The organism is Lysobacter stagni, from assembly GCF_030053425.1.
Classification (GTDB): Bacteria; Pseudomonadota; Gammaproteobacteria; order Xanthomonadales; family Xanthomonadaceae; genus Lysobacter_J; species Lysobacter_J stagni.
This window is the reverse complement of the sequence record NZ_JASGBI010000001.1, coordinates 2,690,208-2,710,083: the sequence shown is the minus strand read 5'-3', so window position 1 is coordinate 2,710,083 and position 19,876 is coordinate 2,690,208. Positions and strand designations below refer to the sequence as shown.

Sequence of the window (19,876 nt, the reverse complement as noted above, 5' to 3'; positions counted from 1 at the left end):
GCGCTCATCGACGCATCCGCGTCGATGGGGTCTGGACGTCAGCCCTCGCGCAGCCACAGCTCCGCGACGGCTTCGTTCACGAACACGCGCGCGTTGACGCCGTTGGCGCGCGCGTAGATTTCGCAGTACTCGATTTCCTGGAGCCCGCGCGGCTTCACGTGCGCGATCTTCATCCGGCGCAGCTGTTCCGAGTCGGTGTGCACCACCAGTTCCAGCCACTGCTCCTCGGTCAGCGGCTCGCCCTGCAGCTCGTCCAGCAGCAGCAGGCCGTTGCCCTCGGCACTCTTCGCGGCGGCCAGGATGTCGCGCCAGTAGGCGATGGTATTGGCCAGGGTTTCCTCACCCTGCACGCGCACGCGCAGACCCTGCGGATGCGGTGCGATCTCCACCTGCAACGGTGACGCGGTCGTGTTGGCGACCATGGCGACCTCTCAGGCCAATGCGGCCTCGATGTCCTTGGCGATCGATTCGGGCTTGTCGGTGGGTGCGTAACGTTTGAGGACGCGGCCGTCGCGCGCGACCAGGAACTTGGTGAAGTTCCACTTGATCGCGTCGATGCCGAGCAGTCCGCCCTTCTCGTCCTTCAACCACTTCCACAGCGGGTGCGCGCGATCGCCGTTGACGTCGATCTTGGCGAACAGCGGAAAGGTGACGTCGTAGTTGAGCGAGCAGAAATTCTTGATCTCGGCTTCGTCGCCCGGCTCCTGGTGGCCGAACTGGTCGCACGGGAAGCCCAGCACGGAGAACCCACGCGAGTGGAAGTCCCGGTACAGCTGTTCCAGCCCGGTGTACTGCGGCGTGAAGCCGCACTGCGAGGCGACGTTGACGATCAGCAGGGCCTGGCCACGGAAGTCGCCGAGCGAACGCGACTGGCCGTCGATGTCGGGTGCCGAGAAGTCGTAGACGGTGGGCATCGGGGGAGGCTCCGGTCGGCGTTCGCACCGAGCATAGCGCTGGCGGGGTGCGCCGTGGAGGGTCTGGCGCCACAACCGGCAACCGCCCATCGCCCGCCCCCGGAAACAGCAACGCCGGGACATGCCCGGCGTTGCGGTGAAACCCGGGTTGGGTCCGGCCGTCAGAACGTGGCCCGGAACTCCACGCCCAGCGTACGCGGCTCGTTGATCATGCCGGTGAGGTTGTTGAAGTCGATCGCGCCGACCACCTTGACCTCGTCGGTGATGTTGCGGCCGAACACGGCCAGGTCGTACTTGCCGTAGTTCCAGCTGTAACCCACGCGCAGGCCGCCCTCGAGCAGGGACTGTGCCTTGAACTCGGGCGACTCGTACAGGAAGAAGTTCAGCTCGCTGCGGTACACCCAGTCGGTGAAGACGTAGAACTCGTTGCCGTTGTCCATCGGCAGACCCCAGCGCGCGGTGAGGTTGTGCGTCCATTCCGGCGCCTGCGGCAGCGGGTTGCCGTCGATCAGCGCCTTGCCGCTGGCGTCGAGCGGATCGGTCGGATGGCACTGCGCGCACACCGACACGGCCAGATCGCTGTCCTTGATCTCGGTGTCGTTGTAGCTGCTGCCCAGGGTCACCAGCAGGTTGTCGGTCAGGTACGCCTGGAAGTCCAGCTCGACGCCCTGGCCCACCGACTTGTCGGCATTGAGCAGGACGTTGGCGTTGGACGAACCGCCCACCGCCGTCAGCTGCTGGTCGTCGACTTCGTAGTAGAAGATGCCGGCGTTGATGCGCGCACGGTTACCCCACAGGTCGGCCTTGATGCCCATTTCGTAGGAGATGGACGTTTCCGGTTCGGCGACCGACATGCGGTTGAACGCGCCCGCGGCCTGGATGCTGCTGCCGCGATAGCCGGTGGCGACGCGGCCGTAGAGGTTCACGTCGTCGTTGATCTCGTACGTGGCCGACAGGTCCCAGCTGAACTGCTTGTCTTCCGGCGCGGCCGACAGCGTGCCGCCCGGGCCTTCGGCGGCCAGCAGGTCATCCTTGGTGCACAGCACCGGGCCCGGGATGAACCCCAGCGTCGGACCGATGCACGGCGCGAAACCGGTGTTCCAGTAGTCGCGGACGTTCAGTTCCTTCTCGTCCCAGGTGTAGCGGGCGCCGGCACGCAGTTCCAGCTTGTCGGTGGCCTGCCACGTCGCGGCGCCGAACACGGCCCACGAATCGTTGGTCTGGTTCACGCGCTCGTAGCCGTCCTGCGCGCCGCCGTTGGTGGAGTCGTAGCTGAAGCTTTCGACGTCGTAGTCTTCATTGAAATAGAACACGCCGGCCTGCCAGTTCCAGGCGCCGTCGAAGTCCGACTCGATGCGGAATTCCTGCGTCCACTGCGCGTGCTTGGGAATGCCGTCGGCGGTTTCCGACTGGAACGGGATGATGCCCGGGCCCGCCGGCGTGCCGCCGTCGATGTCGCCGCGGCTGTAGGTCTCGACCGACTCGTAGCCGGTGATCGCGTACAGGGTGTACTCCTCGCTCAGGTTCCAGCTCAGGCGCGCATTGGCACCCTGGCTGTCCAGCTCGGAGTGGTTGAAGCCGTCCAGCGAGACCTTGTCCTCGTCGAAGCCGTCGACCAGGTCGTTGGTGAAGGGCTTGATGATGTTGGCGCGGAACAGTCGCGCGGTGCCGTTGAGGCGGCGCGCGTGCGCGTTGAGCAGCAGGTCCCAGTCCCCGCCTTCGTACAGGAACTGCACGCGGCCGGCGGATTCGTCATAGCCTTCGAAGCCGTCGTTCGGGCCCGCGAAGGTGTTGGTGACCCAGTCGTCGCGACGCTGGAACATGGCCGAGGCGCGGGCCGACCAGTTCTCGGTCAGGCCGCCGCCGACGGCGCCTTCCAGGTTCCACATGTTGTCGCTGCCGGCACCGACCTTGCCGTAGCCGCTGAATTCCTGCGACGGGCGCACCGACTCGAACTTGACCACGCCGGCCGGGCTGTTACGGCCGAACAGCGAACCCTGCGGGCCGCGCAGCACTTCCACGCGATCCAGATCGAACACCGGGAAGCCCTTGAGGATCGGGTTCTCCTGCACGATGTCGTCGTACACCAGCGACACCGGCTGCGAGGTGTTGAGGCGGAAGTCGGTGTTGCCGTAGCCGCGGATGTAGAAGCGCGGGAACGCGCGGCCGAACGACGACTCGATGTTGAGGCTGGGCACGCGACCGGACATGAAACGCACGTCGGCGCCGCCGGAACCGAGCACGTTGAGCGTCTCGGGGTTGATCGTGGTCACCGACACCGGCACGTCCTGCAGGTTCTCGATCTTGCGCTGCGCGGTGACCTGCACCGTGTCGAGGGTGGCCGCTTCCTTCTCGGCCGGGGTGGCGGGCTGCGCGTCCTGCGCGAGTGCGACCTGCACCGGCAGCATCAGGACGATGGCGGCGGTCAGGGCGTGGCGGGGAAGCTTGCGGGCAAGCGGCATGGAAGGCATTGAACGGTCTCGATGGGCGGCGTCAAAGATGGGACGCCAAGGGTTCGAAGGCCGACGCGTCACGTGCCCCTCTCCGACATGCGACGCGGCGAATGCATAGGACTCAAGCCGTCCCCTGACGGCCTTGCGCGGACCCGGTCCCGCGCCCTGCGAGCGTGACGTAGTGCGCGAATGTTACCAGAAGGTTAAAACGCCGTACCGGGCCGTACGCCTGCCGCCGACAGGCGTACGGAACCGGGAGCGGCCCGCGTCAGCGAGCCGTGCGCACCTTGACCGGCACCGCGAAGGGCTTGATGCCCAGCGCCTCGTGGATCTCGGCCGGGTAATACACCGTGTCGCCCTTCAGCACCAGCGCGACCTTGCGGATATCGGCGATGTTGGCGGTCGGATCGCCGTCGATCAGCACAAGATAGGAACGCTTGCCGGGGGTGATCGAACCCCGCTCCGGCAGCGTGCGGCTGTACTTGGCGCCGTTCCAGGTCGCCACCTGCAGCGCCTGGGCGGGCGTCAGCCCTGCCTTGACGTACAGCTCCAGCTCCCGCTGCAGGGTGAAGCCGACCATCTCGTCGGTGCCGGCCACCATCGGCACGCCGGCCTTGTAGGCGCGACCGACGAACTCGACCATCTTGGCGTAGGAGCGGTTGTACTTGGCCGCCGTGGCGTCGTCGGGGATGTTCATCTCCGCCGCGCGGCGGCCGCGCTGCACGTCCGGCGGCAGGTGGTCGGCCACGTCGGCCACGATCGGCGACATCTCGCCCTCGCGCTGGTGCAGGAACTCGAACGTGGCCAGCGTCGGGTCGATCACTACCTGCTTGCTCGCCAGCGTATGGATGAAGTCCTGCACCGGCTTGCTGTCCAGGTCCAGGCCGTCGGTCTTCTCGGCGGGCAGGTAGAAGCGCGCCAGCGTGCGGGTATCGGTCTTGTCGTCGACGAAGAAGTTCAGCATCAGCTGGTTGATGTGCTGGATCTCGTCGAATCCGTCGTCCACCACGTCCTGCGCGCGCATGAACGCCGGCACGTGGCCGCTCACGCGCATGCCCTTGGAGTGCGCGTAGGCCACCGTGTCCTTCAACAGGTCCTTCGGGAACGAGTTGTAGATCTTGATCTGCGGGTAGCCGTGCTCGGCGTACCAGTCCACCGCCTTCTTCGCCTCGTCCAGGTTCTTGATGACGAAGCCGTTGCGCGCGGAGAACTTGCTCTCGCCCTCGATGAAACCGGCCGGGACGATGTCCGGCGACATCAGCGTGCCGCCCTTGATCTCGCCCAGGATCTGCTGGAGCGTGGCGTTGTCGTTGCCCATGTCGCGCACGGTCGTTACGCCGGCAGCGAGGTTGAGCCCGCCATCCCAGCGACCGACATGTCCGTGCATGTCGAACAGGCCCGGCAGCAGCACCTTGCCGTCGGCGTCGATGACGTGGTCGGCCGGGGCGGCCTTCTTCGAGGCAGGCGATACCGAAACGATGCGACCGTCCTTCACCAGCACGTCGCTGGCGGCGCCCAGCTGCGCTTTTTCGCTGTCGAACACGCGCGCGTTGCGGATCAGCGTGGTGCCCGCCAGCGGATGGCCCAGGCGCTTGGCCAGTTCCACCAGTGCCTCGCCTTCGGCCTGCTTCTGGCGGGCTTCCAGGGCATTGGCCGAGGCCTCGCAACCCTGCTCGATCAGCTGCAGGAAGCCCGGGTAGATATAGGCGAACAGGCGCGGATTCGCGTCGGTCGTGGTCCAGGCGAAGGTGGGCGTCAGGCCGACGCCGGTCACGGCCACCAGTTGCACGTCACGCGGTGCGGCGCCGCACTGCGCCTGTGCCGTGGCGACCGTGCGCGAAGTCAGCGTGCCGCTGGGGATCAGCGGCAGCTTGCCGTCGGGCCGCTTCGACAGGGCGGCATAGGCCACCGAGAACGACTGCGGCGAACCGCCCAGCGGGGAATACAGCGCCATGCCCGGCATCGTCTGCTTGCCTTCGTCCGAGGTCGACTTCCACTGCACCTGGTCGCCATCGCGGCGGAAGGTCTCGTCGATCTTCGCCCCGAACGTGGAAGTGCCCTGCACCTTGTAGGTACGGAACGTTCCGTCCGGAGCCAGCGCGTACTCCTCCTTCAGCTCAGGCCCGCGGCCGTTGTCCTTGAAGATGAAGTCCACGGTCGTTGTGCCGTCGTCGCGGTGGGTGACGACCTGGTGGCCGGCCTGCTTGCCGTTGTCCACCAGTGCGACGTAGCGCACGGTTTCGTCCGCCAACGCGGTGGAGGACAGGCCCATCAGGCCCAGGGCGAACGAACCGGCGAGCACTGCGCGTGTCTTCGAGCTCATGAGACTCCTTCCCGGGAGGCGGGCCGGTGCGGCCCGGTGTCCCGGGAGTGTAGCCACCCCATGCCGTTCCGGGCCTGTTCACCCCTCCATGCCTTTCGTCATAGGTCCGACCCGGGCCCATCGGGTAGGCTTCGGGCTCCCTTTGACGAGGTTTGAGTACCCATGAAGCACCCTCTCGCGCTGGCGCTGGCCGTGGCTTTGGCCGCAACCGCCCCCACTTATGCGAAAACCCCCAAGGCAGACACCGCCGTGAGTGCGCAAGCCGCGAACCCGTTCTTCGCCGACAGCCCGCTGTCGCTCCACTACCCGCAGTTCGACAAGATCAAGGACAGCGATTTCGCTCCCGCCTTCGACGCCGGCATGGCCGAGCAGCTGAAGGAGATCGACGCGATCGCCAACAACCCGGCCAAGCCGACCTTCGAGAACACCATCCTCGAGCTTGAGAAGTCCGGCCGCACCGTGACCCGCGCGACCACCGTGTTCTTCAACCTGGTCGGCACCGACACCAACCCGGCCCGCGAGAAGCTGCAGGCCGAGTACGCGCCGAAGTTCTCCGCGCACCGCGACGCGATCAACCTCAACGGCAAGCTGTTCGGCCGCGTGAAGGCGCTGTACGACACCCGCCAGTCGCTGGGTCTGGACGCGCAGGGCGTGCGCCTGATCGAGCGCTACTACACCGATTTCGTCCGCGCCGGCGCCAACCTGTCCGACGCCGACAAGGCCCGCCTGAAGCAGATCAACTCCGAGCTGGCCGCGCTGGGCACCAAGTTCAGCCAGAACGTGCTGGCCGAAGTGAACGCCTCGGCGATCGTGGTCGACACGAAGGAAGAGCTCGACGGCCTGTCCGACGAGCAGATCGCCGCCGCTGCCGAGGCCGCGAAGGCCCGCAAGCTCGAAGGCAAGTACGTCATCGCCCTGCTCAACACCACCGGCCAGCCGCCGGAGTCCTCGCTGACCAACCGCGCCCTGCGCGAGCGCCTGCACAAGGCCTCGGTCGCGCGCGGCAGCCACGGCGGCGCCTACGACAACACCGCGATCGTCGCCCAGGTGACCAAGCTGCGCGCCGAGCGCGCGAAGATGATGGGCTACCCGAACTACGCCGCGTACGTGCTCGAGGACGAGACCGCGAAGACGCCGGAAGCCGTCAACGCGATGCTCGGCAAGCTCGCCCCGCCGGCCGTCGCCAACGCCAAGCGCGAAGCCGCCGACCTGCAGGCCATGATCGACGCCGAGCAGAAGGCCAAGGGCCAACCGACGTTCAAGCTCGAGCCGTGGGACTGGTCCTTCTACACCGAGAAGGTGCGCCAGGCGAAATACAGCTTCGACGAATCGCAGCTCAAGCCGTACTTCGAGATGAAGAACGTGCTGGAGAACGGCGTGTTCTACGCCGCCGGCCAGCTGTACGGCCTGAAGTTCAAGGAGCGCACCGACCTGCCGAAGTACCACGCCGACACCTTCGTGTACGACGTGTTCAACGAGGACGGCTCGCAGCTGGCGATCTTCATCTTCGACCCGTACGCACGTGCGTCCAAGCGCGGCGGTGCGTGGATGAACTCGTACGTCGACCAGTCGGGCATGACCGGCTTCAAGCCGGTGGTCGCCAACCACCTCAACATCCCCAAGCCCAGCGAAGGCAAGCCGACGCTGCTGACGTGGGATGAAGTGACCACCGCGTTCCACGAGTTCGGCCACGCGCTGCACGGCATGTTCTCGAACGTGCAGTACCCGTACTTCAGCGGCACCAGCGTCCCGCGCGACTTCGTCGAGTACCCCTCGCAGGTCAACGAGATGTGGGCCGACTGGCCGGCGATCCTGGCCAACTACGCCAAGCACTACCAGACCGGCGCGGCCATGCCGAAGGAACTGCTGGACAAGGTTCTGGCCAGCTCGAAGTTCAACCAGGGCTTCGCCACGACCGAGTACCTGGGCGCGGCCATGCTCGACCAGAACTGGCACCAGGCCACGGCCGACCAGCTGCCGGCCGCCGGCGGCGTGATGGGCTTCGAAGCCAGCGCGCTGAAGAAGGACGGCGTGGACTTCTACGCGGTGCCGCCGCGTTACAAGACGCCGTACTTCAGCCACATCATGGGTGGCTACGCAGCCGGTTACTACGCCTACATCTGGTCGGAAGTGCTGGACGCGAACTCGGTGCAGTGGTTCAAGCAGAACGGCGGCCTGACCCGCGCCAACGGCGACCACTTCCGCCAGACCCTGCTCTCGCAGGGCGGCAGCGAAGACGCGCTGCAGCTGTTCCGCAACTTCGCCGGCCACGATCCGCAGATCGAGCCGCTGCTGGAGAAGCGTGGCCTGACGGCAACGCCGGCCGCTGCCGCTGGAAGCGCCGCGAAGAAGAAGTAAGCGGCGTCATCGCCGGAAGCAAAAAGAGCCGCCCGGGAAACCGGGCGGCTTTTTCTTCATCTACTCCCCCGCATCGACTCCCAGGCGCAACGCGTAGAACCGTGTGCCCGGCAGGTGCGTCGTGTTGTAGGGCGCGATCTCGACGAAGCCGAGGCGTTCGTACAGCGCCTGCGCCGCGGTCATCGTCGCCAGCGTATCCAGACGCAGTTCGCTGCAACCGGCACGGCGCGCGGCGTCGATCACCGCTTCCACCAGTCGGCGCCCCAGTCCGTACGCGCGGAACGCGGGCCGCACGTACAACCGCTTCATTTCGCCGATGCCAGCCCCGAGCGGACGCATCGCCACGCAGCCCGCGACATCGCCATCGACCCGTGCGATCAACAGCGCGCCATTGGGCGGCACGTACGGTGAAGGCAGCGCGTCCAGCTCCGACGAGAAGCCCTGGTATTCCAGATCGGTGCCGATGGCGTGCGCGTATTCGCGGAACAACTCGCGCGCGATGTCCACGTGCACCGTGGTTTCGACCTGCTGCAATGCGATGACGACGTCGGGCATCGGAACTCCGCGTGGCTGCGGCCTGCGATGCCCACTGTGTAACGGATCGCCACGACGCTCAAGCCACCCGGCCGTCTCGCGGCCGGGTGGCTTGATATCGCTCAGCGTTCGCGCAGGCGGTTGATCTCCAGGAAGATCTCGCGCGCCAGCACGCCCTGGTCGGGCTGGTCGATGAAGAAACCCTGCACGCCCAGTCCGTACAGCTGCACGGCCTCGGCCACGACCGACTGCGCGATACCGCCGGGCGTCTGGGCCAGATACGTTTCCTCCGCGCGCAGGGTGTACGGATGCACCTGCAATCCGGCCTTGAGTGCGAACGCCAGCATCGGATGCACCAGCCCCGTGCCCTGCCCGGCCAACTCCGCCTTGCCATCGCCGTTCGCGTCCACCGGTGCGGGCAACGCCTGTCGCGGCAACAGGCTGCCCTTCCATGGGCCGATGCCGCTGGCGTAGTTCGCCTTCATCCACGCCAGCACGGGCTCGGTGGCGAAGGCGCCATAGCGCGTGGATGCGGTGAGGCCACCGTCCACCTGCTGCAGCAGGCCGCCGTAGAGCGTGGGCAGGTTCGAACCGTGCGCGACGTGGTACGCCACGTCGTAAGGCGCCGCACTTTGCAGATCGTCGTACAGCTGCACCAGCGGCAGATCGATGCCGGCGGCGGGCATGAGCTTCTTCTTCAGCTCGATCAGGTTCTCGATCTCGAAGCTCTGCACGTACACGCGTTGCGGATCGGTGAATCCTTCGGCGACCAGCGTTTCGACCAGCTTCGCGCCCAGCGACGTGGCGATGGGTTTGCCATCGATGCGACGCCCTTCGCGGGCGAAGTACGTGGGGTGCTTGGTCTCGGGGTAGATGCCGATGCGACGGCCGTTGCGGCTCTCGCGCTTCACCAGCGCGATGACCTCCGCCAGCGTCGGGATCGGGTACAGGCCATCGAAGCGGGTGTTGTCCGGACGGATCGCCGGGATGCGCTCCTTCGCACGCAACGTCTTCAACTCGGCGAGCGTGAAATCCTCGGTGAACCAGCCGGTCAGCGTCACGCCGTCGATGGTCTTGGTGGCCCGGCGCGAGGCGAATTCCGGATGCGCGGCAACGTCGGTGGTGCCGGAGATCTCGTTCTCGTGGCGCGCCACCAGCACGCCGTCTTTCGTGGCGACCAGGTCGGGCTCGATGAAATCCGCGCCCTGGCGGATCGCCAGGCGGTAGGACTCCAGCGTGTGTTCCGGGCGGTATCCGCTGGCGCCGCGGTGGCCAATCACGATCAGGCCGTGGCGGCCGGGCGGGTCGGAAGGACGGGGACGGTCGTGGCTCACCTTCGCATCATCGGCGAAAGCGGCGGGACTGGCGACGGCGGCGAACAGCAATGCGGCGGCGAACAGGCCGCGGGCAAGCGTGGGACGGCGGTGCATGGTCTCGCTCCTTGCGATCAGGGGATGCGCCGGCTCCCCCGTGCAACCGGCGCGGCCATGCTCGCGGCCCGAGATTGCGCCGCGTTGACCGTGCCAAGACAAGCGTGACGTGCGCCGCGTCGAACTGCCCCCGGCCGTGGTCGGCTTGAAGCCCGACGTCACCGGCATCCGGACTCAAGGACTGGTCCTGGCCTTCTTCGCTTTCGCCTTCGCCTTCGGTTTCGCGTGCCGCTCGGCCGCCTGACGCGCACGCACGCTGGCGATCTCCGCCGGCAGTTCGCGCTGGAAGTGGGCCAGCAGGTGCGCAACCCGTTCATCCTCGAGCGGCTTCCCGGCGAGCGTGGTCGCTGTGACTTTCGTGGTGATGCGATTGCCCGTCTGCGCCGCAGGCAACGCCTTGGTAAGGACGAAGAAATCCAGCCCGCGATAGCGAAGCGAATACAGGTCGAGCATCTGCGCGCGGCCCTGATAGTCCACACCGGGCGTGCGCACGGCGATCTGCCCGATGGCGTTCCACGTGTCGAGCTTGTCGGCTTCGATGGTGAACTCGCCGCGCGTGGCCGTGGGCGGCGCGGCGACGATGGGCGGCGCCGGCACGGCCGGTTCCCGCACCGATGGCTCGCCGCGCGTCCGGCAGCCCGCCAGCACGACGACCAGACACAACAACAGCGGTAAGGCGCGCATGTTCGGACTCCTCGCTGATGGTTTGCCACATCCGGCGTCAGCATCGGGCGAAGGGGGCAACCCGGCGAACACCACACCAGCGCACAGTGGTGCCCGCGCATCGCGCCGTATCATGCGCGGCCCGGCGAGGCGTCCATGCATCGTCGAATCGACAGGAGTCCCGATGCGTCGTGCCGTCCTCGCGCTGCTCTGCCTTGCCGCGCTGTCCCACGTTCCGCCCACCTTCGCTGCCCAGACACAGCCGCAATCCATCGGCGAACTGATCGACGCGCAGACGATGGACACCGTGCGCCACGACCCGGAGCTGCGCACGCTGCTGGGCATCGCCGGCGACGGGATCGATCTGTCCGGCCAGCTCACCGACGTGTCGCTGCCACGCCGCGCCGCGTTGCGGGAACAGATGCAACGCAATCTGGACGCGCTGCAGCAGCAGGCCGAACGCGCGCCGCCGACCGGACAGGACCGATGGAGCTACGGCCTGACGGTGTGGCTCTACCGGACGCAACTGGACCTGATGCGCTTTGACTGGGCACCCGCGTGGCTGCCCGCAGGCGCGTCCACCTATGCGGTGGACCAGTTGTTCAGCGTGCCGGTGACGCTGCCGCAGTTCATGGAGAACCAGCACGCCGTCCGCGACGAAGCCAGTGCGCGTGCGTACATCGCCCGTCTTCAGGCCATCGCGACGAAGCTGGAACAGATCCGCGCCAACTTCGATCTGCAGGCCAGCCACGGCGTGTTGCCGCCGCAGGTCGCGCTGGAAGGTGCGGCCGCACAGGTCCGCAGCCTGCTGCAGCCGGCGCCGGACGCCAGTCCCTTCGTGCTGTCGTTCAAGCGCAAGCTCGACAAGGTGCCCGCGCTGACCAGTGAGCGTCGCGACGCGTTGCTGGCCAGTGCCGTCGAAGCGGTGCGCGACTACACCAACCCCGCCTATCAGCGCCTGCTCGCGCGGCTGGACGGAGCCATTGCGCGCAAGCCGGGCAACCACGGTCTCTGGGCGCTCCCGGATGGCGATGCCTACTACGACGCCGCGCTGCGCTGGAACACCAGCACGAACCTCGACGCCGACCAGATCCATCGCATCGGCGTGGATGAAGTGGCGCGCATCGAAAAGGAAATGGACGCGCTGCTCCGTCGCCAGGGCCTGAGCCGGGGCACGGTCGGCGAGCGCATGGCGGCGCTGGTGAAGGACCCGCGCTTCCAGTACGCCGACTCCGAAGCCGGCCGCGAAGAACTGATGGGCGACATCCGTCGCCGCCTCACCGCGCTGGAGCCGCACGTGCCGCAGTACTTCGGCCGCGTGCCACCACAGCCGCTGGAAGTGCGTGCAGTGCCGGAACAGTCACAGGCGACCGCGCCGGGTGCGTGGTACGTGCAACCGGCGATGGACGGCTCGCGTCCCGGCATCTACTTCATCAATCTGGGCAACCGGGAGGCGAACACGCGCTGGAGCCTGCCCACGCTCACCTATCACGAAGGCTCGCCCGGTCATCACTTCCAGATTTCCATCGGCCAGACACTGACCGGCCTGCCGATGCTGCGGCGCAGTCTCAATCCCAGCGCCTTCAGCGAAGGCTGGGCGCTGTACGCCGAACAACTGGCGTATGAGATGGGCCTGTACCGCGACGACCCGTGGGGCGACCTGGGGCGGCTGCGCGCCGAGATGTTCCGCTCGGTGCGACTGGTGGTGGACACCGGTCTGCACCGCAAGCGCTGGACGCCCGAACGGGCCATCGACTACATGCGCGCCAAGACGGGCATGCCCGAGTCGGAAGTGCGCACCGAGGTCTACCGCTATCTGGTGCAACCGGGCCAGGCGTGTTCGTACAAGATCGGCCACCTGAAGTTCGTCGAACTGCGCGAACGCGCGCGACGCGAACTCGGCCCGCGCTTCGACATCCGTGCCTTCCACGACCTGGTGCTCGGCAACGGCGCGCTTCCGCTGGCCGTCCTGGAAGCTTCCGTGGACGACTGGATCGCCACCCTCAAGCGCGAGGATGGCTGAACGCGTGCGGCCACCAGTCCGGCGCTGACTACGGTGAGGTCACCGGCGCCAGGAATCCGGCGATGGAGCGCTCCGGCTCACGCAACAGCGTGCGCCGGATGGCGGCCTCTTCGTCGTGCGGAAGCTCGACCAGGAGCGTCACCTCGCCCGACACCAGCGTGGCCAGCGGCACGCCATCGCGGTACAGCACGCGCGAGCCGGCCAGGCGCGGCACCTTGTCGCCGCTGACGATGGTGCCCACCAGGTTGAGTGGATCGACCGCCGACACGGTGACCACCACACCTTCCTCGGGTTTCTGGCGCACCTGCCGCATCAATCCAATGGCTTCGGGCAGCGCGAACTGCTCGCCCGACAGCCCGGAGATGAAGCGGCCGCCACGGATCTCTCCGCGCGCTTCCAGGCGGTGGTAGACGCGCACCAGTTCGCGCCATGGCGGCAACCATTGCGCCTCGCGTTCGAGCAGGCGCCAGCACACCACGCCATACCGGCGCAGCAGCGTGCGCGCGACGTGTTCGATGTCCTCCGGCGACCGCGCGGTGTCCGTTGACGGCCGGCGGATCAGCGCCCAGCGTCCTGCGTCCTCGATCCCGAACAGCGCGGCGCGGCGACGCCGGCCGGAATGTGCGCTCGCGCGCTTCGACGCCGGCACGAGCAGCGCACGCAGGCCCGCATAACTGTCGCAGTGCACGCGGCCGCGCGCGACCAGCTCGGCCAGCACGTCCTCCAGCTCGGTGCGCAGCAGGTGCGCGCCGGTGACGAGTTCGTCGAAGAACGAGGCACCGTGTTCGCCCAGGTAGTCCACCACCTTCTGCGCACGCGAAGACAGCGCGTCATCCGCGGCCGGCGGCGGCGCCAGGCGCGTCCAGACGCCCGCGTCACGACGGGGCAACAGCACCACCGGCGTGGAGCGCACCGGCGTGCTGCCGCGTGCGGCGCCGCGTGCGGCGCCGCCTTCGCTGCTGCCCGCACGCAGGCGCGTCCACAACGTGCGACCCGCGGTGCACAGATCGTCCAGCCAGGTGATGGAGTAGTCGTTGACACGCGCCGGCAGGAGTTCCGATTCCCACGCAGACGCAGGCGCTTCGAAGCCCTCCAGCTGCGCCAGCACGCCCGCCAGCGCTTCGGGCCCGTTGACGCGCGCCGAAGGCGTCACGCGCTGCCAGTCGAACAGGAAGCGCATGAAGTCGCGCGGCGCGACCGGTTCGATCTCCCGCCGCAGGCGCTTGAGCGTGTAGCGGTGGATGCGCGCCAGCAGATGCCGTTCGCACCATTCGTCCAGGGCGATACCCGGCGTGAAGCGTCCCTGCATCACGTAGCCTTCGTTCTGCAGTCGCAGCAGGGCAAGCTCGACATCGCCGCGTGGCAGCGACAGGTCATCGGCAATCGCCTGCATGGGCGTGGGCCCTAGCCCGGTGAGGCGCGAACGCAGGAGTTCGACCAGCGCTTCCTCGCGATCCCAAGCCTGGGCCGCGTACTCGGCCGGCGCTTCGATCGACGGATGCATCGCCACCTCGGCGAACACCGCCTGCATCTGCGGCAGGCGCTCGGCGGCGACCCACAGGCCGTAACCGTCGGGACTGCGCGACCCGACAGGCCTGTCCAGTTCCGGCGGTTCGATCTTCGTCGCGCGATGCGCCTTCACCAGTCGCGCAAGCCAGTCGGCCCAGCCGTTCTCGCGCACTTCGCGCGCGGTGATCGCGCCCAGCCCCATCAGCGCTTCGTGCATTTCGTCGGCACTGCGCACCTGCGGCCAGCATTCCTCGCGCACTGCGTCGATGGCGTCGGCGTCGAGGCGGCCCAGGTCATCGGCGCTGCGGGCGTCGCTGTAGCGACGGCTCTGCACGGCCTGCGTGCGACGCTCCTCCAACGGCGCATCATCGAGGAAGGCGTACGGCCGCGCGTTGAGGACCTCCGCCGCGAAGGGCGACGGCGCACTCAGGTCGCGCGCGACCACCTGCACCTCGCCCGCTTCCATCGCGCGAAGCACGTCGAGCCAACCGTCCAGGTCCATCGCTTCGTGCAGGCAATCGTGCAGGGTCTGCTCGACCAGCGGATGGTCGGGCACCTCGCGCTCGCCGACGAGGTTCTCCGCACAGGCGACCTGATCCGGGAACACCGTCGCCAGCAGGTCCTCGGACTTCATGCGCTGCAGCTGCGGCGGCACTTTCTTGCCGCCGACGAACCGCGGGAGCGCCAGTGCGGTAGTCGCCGCCCAGCGCCAGCGCACGCCGAACAGCGGCGCGTCGAGCAGCGCCTGCACCAGCACGTGCTCGGCCGATGAGGAATGCAGGTAGTTGGCGACCTCGATCAGCGGGAAGCTGTGCGCGGTCGACAGCGACAGGATGATCGCGTCCTCCGTCGCGGCCGCCTGCAGTTCGAAGTTGAACTTGCGGCAGAAGCGCTTGCGCAACGCCAGGCCCCAGGCGCGATTGATGCGGCTGCCATACGGCGTGTGGATGACCAGCTGCGTGCCGCCGGACTCATCGAAGAAGCGCTCCAGGACCAGCGTGTTCTGCGTCGGCATGGCGCCCAGCGACGCGGCGGTGCTGGCGAGGTATTCGATGATCTGGCGCGCCGCTTCGTCGGACAGCTGCAGCTCGCCGGTGAGCCAGCGAAAAGCGTCGCTGTCTTCGACGCGGATGAGGTGGGTTTCGCTTCCCACTCCGAGCGTTCCGTTCGCCTCGGTCACGTCATCGCATCGCTCGTCCCTGCCCTCACCCCTCTCCCGGGAGAAGAGGGGCTCAAGCATGGGTTGCAGACGCGCGGTGACGTCTTCGCGCAGGCGCGACACGGCGTACGACAGTTCGTCCGTGCGACCCGGCGCTTCGCCCAGCCAGAACGGAATGCTGGGCGGTGCGCCCTGCGCATCCTCCACGCGCACCTTGCCCGGCTCCACGCGCAGGATGCGGTAGCTGGCATTGCCCAGCTGGAAGATGTCGCCGGCCATGCTCTCGATGGCGAAGTCTTCGTTGACGGTGCCGATGAAGACCGACTCGGGCTCCACCACGACGGAGTAATCGGCGGTGTCGGGAATGGTGCCGCCCGACATCAGCGCCGTGGTGCGACCGCCCTTGCGCCCGCGCACCACGCGGTTGACCGCATCGCGATGCAGATAGCCGGCACGGATGCCACGGCGCGTGGTGAAGCCCTCTGCGAGCATGCGCACGATGGCGTCGAAATCCTCGCGTTTGAGCGCCGCATACGGCCAGGCACGGCATACCCACTCGTAGAGGGCATCCTCTTCCCACTCGCGACACGAGGCCTCGGCGACGATCTGCTGCGAAAGCACGTCCAGCGGCGCATCGGGCATGGCCAGTGCATCGAGCTCACCGCGCCGCACGCCGTCGAGCAGCGCCGCGCACTCGATCAGTTCATCGCGCGTCTGCGGGAACAGGCGCCCTTTCGGCGTGCCGCCGACATGGTGGCCCGAACGCCCCACGCGCTGCAGGAACGCGGCGATCGAACGCGGCGATCCGAGCTGGCATACCAGGTCGACGTCGCCGATGTCGATACCCAGTTCCAGCGACGCCGTCGACACCAGCACGCGCAGCTCACCGCGCTTGAGGCGTTGCTCCGCATCCAGGCGCAACTCCTTGGACAGACTGCCGTGATGCGCGGCCACGGCGTCCTTGCCCAGTTTCTGCGCCAGGTTGTGCGCGGCGCGCTCGGCCATGCGTCGTGTGTTCACGAACACCAGCGTGGTGCGGTGCTGCTCCACCAGTTCGACCAGGCGCGAATACACCTGCTCCCACTGGTCGGTCGACATCACCGCGCTGAGCGGCGTGGGCGGCAGTTCCAGCGCGAGGTCGCGCTGGCGCGTGTAGCCGATGTCGACGATCTCGCAATCGGGCGTCCCGTCGGCGGCGACATGGGCCGTGCCGACGAGGTAACGCGCGACCTCCGCGATGGGCTTCTGCGTGGCCGACAGGCCCACGCGCGTGAGGCGATGGCCGCACAGTGCTTCCAGACGTTCCAGCGACAGCGCCAGGTGGCTGCCGCGTTTGCTGGCGGCGACGGCATGGATTTCGTCGACGATGACGCTGCGTACCGTGGACAGCATCGCGCGGCCGGATTCGGAACCCAGCAGCACATAAAGGGATTCGGGCGTGGTGACCAGGATGTGCGGCGGTTTGCGACGCGTTAGCGCACGTTCGGCCTGCGGCGTATCGCCGGTGCGCACCGCGGTGCGGACGTCCACGTCGGGCAGGCCCATCGCCGCCAGCTCCTCGCGGATGCCGGCCAGCGGTGCCTCCAGGTTGATGCGGATGTCGTTGGACAGCGCCTTCAGCGGTGAGATGTAGACGACGAAGGTCTCGTCCGGCAGTAACGCGGCCTCGCCGGCGAACAAACCCGCCGAACCGGCGTTCTCCAGCCCCTGGCGCACCAGCATGTCGATGGCCGTCATGAAGGCGGTGAGCGTCTTGCCCGAACCCGTCGGCGCGGCCACCAGCGTGTTGCGGCCGCTGCGGATGGCCGGCCACGCGCGCGCCTGCGCCGGCGTGGGCGCCGGGAAAGCCTTGGCGAACCAGGCAGCAACCGCAGGGTGGAAGGCGTCCAGGGGCATGGTCGGATGGTGCCGGGTGGCGGTCTCAGTCCGTGAGACGGGATTGGGACAGGGCTCGACGGGCCAGGCGTCGTGTTGCAACGCCCGGCCACGTCCCAATACTGGGGGTCATGTCCGCCGCACCCAACTCCGTCGCTCCTTCGGCCGAACGCCTGCGCGAATGGCTGGCGCCGCGCGAACGCGTGTTCGTCCTCACCGGGGCCGGCTGCAGCACCGGTTCAGGCATTCCGGACTATCGCGATGCCGACGGCCAGTGGAAGCGCACGCCGCCGGTCACCTACCAGGTCTTCACCGGCGACCCGCTGACCAACGCCCGCTACTGGGCGCGCAGCTTCATCGGCTGGCCGCGGATAGCGCAGGCGCAGCCCAACGCCGTGCACCGCGCCCTCGCCCTGTGGGAAACGCAGGGGCGCCAGTCGGTGCTGCTCACGCAGAACGTCGACGGCCTGCACCAGCGCGCCGGCAGCCGGTCGGTGATCGACCTGCACGGCCGGCTGGACGGCGTCGTCTGCCTGGGGTGCGGTGTCCCATCGCAACGCGCTGCGCTGCAGGAGCGTCTTGCCGACCTGAATCCGGAATGGGCCGGCCTCGACGCCGCCACCGCACCGGACGGCGACGCCGATCTGGAAGGGCGCGACTTCCGTTCCTTCCGTGTTCCACCGTGCGCGCACTGCGGCGGCATGCTCAAGCCCGACGTGGTGTTCTTCGGCGAGAACGTGCCGCGCGAACGCAGCCGGCGGGCAACGGAGGCATTGCAGGCGTCCGATGCGTTGCTGGTGATCGGATCGTCGTTGATGGTGTACTCGGGCTTCCGCTTCGCGCGCATGGCGAACGAGGCCGGGCTTCCGATCGCGATCCTCAACCGCGGGCGCACGCGTGCGGATGATCTGGCGGGGCTGAAGATCGAGGAAGACGCCGGCACGGTGCTGGAAGCGGCACTGGCCTGATCGGCCCATCACGCGAAAGGGCGCCTCGCGGCGCCCTTTCTTCGTCCTGCGCAAGCGTGTTGCCGACGACTATGCCTCCTGACCCTTCGCCAGCAGGCTCGTGCGACGGCTGTAGGCGACGTACACGATCACGCCGACCACGTTCCACACGAGGAACCACAGCTGCGTGCGATGCGGCAGGCTCCAGAACAGGTACAGACAGCCGAAGATCGCGAGCGGGCCCACCACCCACGCCATCGGCGTGCGGAACACGCGCGGACGCGCCGGGTCGCGCTTGCGCAGCACCAGCAGGCACACCGCCACCGCGATGAACGCGACCAGCGTGCCGGCATTGGCGAGCGCGGCGATCTCGTCCAGGCGCGCCACGCCGGCCAGCGCGGCCACGAGGATGGCCGTGAACACCGTGATGGCCACCGGCGTGCCGGTGCGCGGGTTCACCTTCGACAGGCTGCGGGGCAGCAGGCCGTCGCGCGACATCACGAAGAAGATGCGGCTCTGGCCGTAGAAGAAGGCCAGCAGCACGGTCGGCAGCGCGATCACCGCGACGATGCCGATCACCAGCGCCGCCGTGCCGTGGCCCAGCTCACGCATGATCAGTGCCAGCGGTTCGGCGCTCTTGCCGAACACGGTGTAGTTCATCGCGCCCACCGCCGCCATCGCCACCAGCACGTAGATCAGCGTGCAGCCGACCATCGAACCGACGATGCCGATCGACAGGTCGCGGCCGGGGTTCTTGGTTTCCTCCGCCGCGGTGGAGATCGCATCGAATCCGTAGAAGGCGAAGAAGATGATCGCTGCCGCGGCCATCACGCCGCGCTCCACGCCCTGTGCGTCGACCGACTTGGGGAAGCCGTACGGCATGAACGGGTGCAGGTTCTGGCTGTCGAACGCCGGCAGCGCGACGGCGATGAACACCGCCAGCGCGATCAGCTTGAACACCACCAGCACCGCGTTGAGCGTGGCGCTCTCGCGCGTGCCCGCGATCAGCATGCCGGCGACCAGGAAGGTGATGACGATGGCCGGCACGTTGAGCACGCCACCGGCGTGCGGACCGGCGGCCAGCGCGGCAGGCAGGACTACGTCCCATCCTGTTTGTGTGTGCACCCATTCCAGGAAGCCGACGAAGTAGCCCGACCAGCCCACCGCCACGGTGCTGACGACCAGCGAGTACTCCAGGATCAGGCTCCAGCCCACGACCCAGGCGATGGCCTCGCCGAGCACGGTGTAGCTGTAGGTGTAGGCGCTGCCGGCGGCCGGCATCATCGTCGACATCTCGGCGTAGGCCAGCGCCGCACAGGCGCAGACCACGCCGGCGACGATGAAGGACAGCAGCACGGCCGGGCCGGCCTTGTCCGCGCCCACGCCGATGAGGGTGTAGATGCCGGTGCCGACGATGGCGCCGATGCCCAGCGCGACCAGATGTGGCCAGCTCAACGTGGGAACCAGGCGCCGGCCTTCCTCATGTTGCGTGATCTGGTCGATGTTCTTGCGCCGGAGCCATGTCCGCATGGAACCCTCGTTCGAGCCGATGGAAAGGCGCCATGGTGCAGCATCCCGGGACCGGATGCGATGTGCGGTGCAGCTTGCCGGAGCACGCATCGCAGGGTACGGGGCCGTACGTCCACGCAAGCCCTGCGCGACCGCCTCCGGTGTGAGCAGGTCGACGC

The 19,876-nt window shown here is 67.8% G+C and carries 12 protein-coding genes; 3 read left to right on the top strand and 9 right to left on the bottom strand.

Going from position 1 to position 19,876, the window contains the following annotated elements; translation table 11 throughout:
- Nucleotides 1-38: 38 nt before the first annotated feature.
- The 4 genes from QLQ15_RS12525 to QLQ15_RS12510 form a co-directional block, all read right to left on the bottom strand.
- The gene (locus QLQ15_RS12525) at nt 39-422 is read right to left on the bottom strand and encodes a hypothetical protein (protein ID WP_283213100.1); all 384 of its coding nucleotides are present in this window, start codon (nt 420-422) and stop codon (nt 39-41) included.
- 9 nt (nt 423-431) lie between these two features.
- Nucleotides 432-914, bottom strand: a complete 483-nt coding sequence (locus tag QLQ15_RS12520; RefSeq protein ID WP_283213099.1) for a glutathione peroxidase — start codon at nt 912-914, stop codon at nt 432-434.
- 161 nt (nt 915-1,075) lie between these two features.
- A complete protein-coding gene (locus tag QLQ15_RS12515) occupies nt 1,076-3,376 on the bottom strand; it encodes a TonB-dependent receptor (protein WP_283213098.1) in 2,301 nt (766 codons plus the stop codon).
- 259 nt (nt 3,377-3,635) lie between these two features.
- Nucleotides 3,636-5,690: an amidohydrolase family protein gene (locus tag QLQ15_RS12510; RefSeq protein ID WP_283213097.1), complete on the bottom strand. Its 2,055-nt coding sequence runs from the start codon at nt 5,688-5,690 to the stop codon at nt 3,636-3,638.
- A gap of 162 nt (nt 5,691-5,852) precedes the next feature.
- On the opposite strand from QLQ15_RS12510, the gene QLQ15_RS12505 reads away from it, so the two are divergent.
- Nucleotides 5,853-8,048 carry a M3 family metallopeptidase gene (locus tag QLQ15_RS12505; protein WP_283213096.1) on the top strand — a complete coding sequence of 732 codons (2,196 nt, stop codon included), beginning with the start codon at nt 5,853-5,855 and terminating at the stop codon, nt 8,046-8,048.
- A 60-nt stretch (nt 8,049-8,108) separates the two neighbouring features.
- On the opposite strand, the gene QLQ15_RS12500 is transcribed toward QLQ15_RS12505, so the two are convergent.
- The 3 genes from QLQ15_RS12500 to QLQ15_RS12490 form a co-directional block, all read right to left on the bottom strand.
- Complete coding sequence (locus tag QLQ15_RS12500) at nt 8,109-8,603, bottom strand: GNAT family N-acetyltransferase (RefSeq protein WP_283213095.1); 495 nt, start codon at nt 8,601-8,603, stop codon at nt 8,109-8,111.
- Nucleotides 8,604-8,704: 101 nt separating this feature from the next.
- Nucleotides 8,705-10,012 (bottom strand): glycerophosphodiester phosphodiesterase family protein, encoded by a 1,308-nt coding sequence (locus QLQ15_RS12495; RefSeq protein ID WP_283213094.1) that lies wholly within the window; start codon nt 10,010-10,012, stop codon nt 8,705-8,707.
- A gap of 174 nt (nt 10,013-10,186) precedes the next feature.
- A complete protein-coding gene (locus QLQ15_RS12490; RefSeq protein ID WP_283213093.1) occupies nt 10,187-10,696 on the bottom strand; it encodes a hypothetical protein in 510 nt (169 codons plus the stop codon).
- A gap of 163 nt (nt 10,697-10,859) precedes the next feature.
- Between QLQ15_RS12490 and QLQ15_RS12485 the strand changes: the two genes are divergently transcribed.
- Nucleotides 10,860-12,698: a DUF885 domain-containing protein gene (locus QLQ15_RS12485; protein ID WP_283213092.1), complete on the top strand. Its 1,839-nt coding sequence runs from the start codon at nt 10,860-10,862 to the stop codon at nt 12,696-12,698.
- Nucleotides 12,699-12,726: 28 nt separating this feature from the next.
- Here QLQ15_RS12485 and QLQ15_RS12480 read toward each other — a convergent pair whose 3' ends face one another.
- On the bottom strand, nt 12,727-17,262 hold the full coding sequence (locus QLQ15_RS12480; RefSeq protein ID WP_283213091.1) for a DEAD/DEAH box helicase: 4,536 nt from the start codon (nt 17,260-17,262) through the stop codon (nt 12,727-12,729).
- 110 nt (nt 17,263-17,372) lie between these two features.
- Between QLQ15_RS12480 and QLQ15_RS12475 the strand changes: the two genes are divergently transcribed.
- Nucleotides 17,373-18,209: an NAD-dependent protein deacetylase gene (locus QLQ15_RS12475; protein ID WP_283213090.1), complete on the top strand. Its 837-nt coding sequence runs from the start codon at nt 17,373-17,375 to the stop codon at nt 18,207-18,209.
- Nucleotides 18,210-18,278: 69 nt separating this feature from the next.
- Here QLQ15_RS12475 and QLQ15_RS12470 read toward each other — a convergent pair whose 3' ends face one another.
- Entirely contained in the window at nt 18,279-19,718 is a 1,440-nt protein-coding gene (locus QLQ15_RS12470) for an amino acid permease (protein ID WP_283213089.1), read from the bottom strand.
- Between the last annotated feature and the right edge of the window lie 158 nt (nt 19,719-19,876).